The 1,708-nt window shown below is 66.2% G+C and carries 1 protein-coding gene and 1 pseudogene; both read left to right on the top strand.

Going from position 1 to position 1,708, the window contains the following annotated elements:
• Positions 1 to 196 (top strand): annotated as a pseudogene (locus tag DOM67_RS19710) (chemotaxis protein); the annotation flags it as partial.
• A gap of 266 nt (positions 197 to 462) precedes the next feature.
• Positions 463 to 1,708: HAMP domain-containing protein (locus DOM67_RS19705; RefSeq protein WP_157958932.1), on the top strand; the 1,246-nt coding region annotated here is incomplete at its 3' end.

Raw genomic sequence — 1,708 nt, 5'->3', positions numbered from 1 at the left:
GCAGAGCCAGGGCATTGGTCAGGTCAACCTGGCGGTGGCCGAACTCGACAGCGTGACCCAGCAGAACGCCAGCATGGTGCAGCAGACTGCCACCGCTGCGGCCGCGCTGCAGCAGGAGTCGCAGCGCCTGGCCGAGACGGTGGGCGTGTTCACCCTGGATGACACGGGGGCTCACAAGCGCCCGGCGTTGAGCTGACCCGATGGATGGCCGGGGCGTCAGTCCCGGCTCTCTCCTTATCTTTGCGCGAGCGTCTTTACGCTAGCCTTACCTTTTCAAACCGTCCCTAAAGTTTGCTTTGGCAACGGCGATATCCCAGAGACAGTGCCGAGTGCGCCCGTGTCGTGATGACCCGGGCCGTTCGGGCTGGGGCCAGTTGATTCCAACAATAAACCTATGCGAACGGCGTGCGCCGATCGCTCGTAGCGCCACCGGCGCGACTGCCTTCCACGAGGGACACTCTTATGCACTTCAAATCCATACGTACGCTGGTCACGCTGCTGGTGGGGGCGTGCATTGTCTTCGTGGTCGCGGCGCTGGTGGGTTACACCATCTACGCCAACACCCGCTCGCAGGCGCTGGTGGACAGCCGCACCGATGAGCTGCTGACCGCCAGCATTCGCGAGCGCCTGAACGCAGTGGCCGGACGCGAGGCCGAACGTATCCAGGCGCGTCTCGATCACGCCCTGACCCTGGCGCACTCCCTCGCCAACACCAATGCGCTGATGGGCGCGGTCGACGACCAGGGCCGGCGGCGGCTCTCGCTGGGCCGCGACGAGCTCTCCAACCTGGTGCGCCAGACGGTGGTCGACAATCCCGACCTGCTCGACGCCTTCATCGGCTGGGAGCCCAATGCCTTCGGCAGTGATGCCAACTATCTGGGCCGCGAGGCGGATGGCTACGGCGAGGATGGGCGCTTCATGCCGTGGTGGTATCGCACCGCCGACGGCAAGATCGCGGTGGCCGCACTCGGCAGCTCGATGGAGAGCGAAAAGATCAATGCCAGCGGGATACGCGTGGGCGAGTACTATCTCTGCCCCAAAGAGACCCTGAAGCCCTGTGTGGTGGATCCCCACCCCTACGACTACAACGGCAAGACGCTGATGGTGACCTCGTTCAACGTGCCGATCCTGGTCGACGGTGAGTTCCGCGGCATCGCCGGGGTCGATCTCTCGGTCGACTTCATCCAGGGGCTGCTCAACGACGCCAGCCGTGCGCTTTACGACGGTGCCGGCGACTGGACGCTGATCGCCCCGCGTGGCGGAATCACCGCCTACACCGACGACCCCAAGATCGTGGGCAAGAACGCCAGCGAGGTGTTCGATGCCGACGTCAATGCGCTGCTCGAACAGGCTCGCCAGGGCCAGCCTGAGCTGCGTGAGGAGGGCGACCAGATCGAGATGGCGTGGCCGTTCCATGTCGGCGCGGCCGACGGCAAGCCCTGGATCGTATTGATCAGCCTGCCCCAGAGCGTGGCCATGGCCGGTATCAACGACCTGCAGCAGCAGCTCGCCGGCCAGCGCCATCAGGACACCCTGGCGATGCTCGCGGTGGGCGCCGGTCTGGCCGGGCTGGGGCTGCTCGTGAGCTGGCTGCTCGGCGGCAGTCTGTCACGGCCGCTCCAGCGGTTGGCGCTGCGCATGCGCGAGATCGCCTCGGGTGACGGTGACCTGACCCAGCGGCTGCCGGTGCGCGGGCGCAACGAGAGCG

Source organism: Salinicola sp. RZ23, from assembly GCF_003206675.1.
GTDB classification, from domain to species: Bacteria; Pseudomonadota; Gammaproteobacteria; order Pseudomonadales; family Halomonadaceae; genus Salinicola; species Salinicola endophyticus.
The sequence above is the reverse complement of the archived record's forward strand: the minus strand, read 5'-3'. Positions and strand labels throughout refer to the sequence as shown.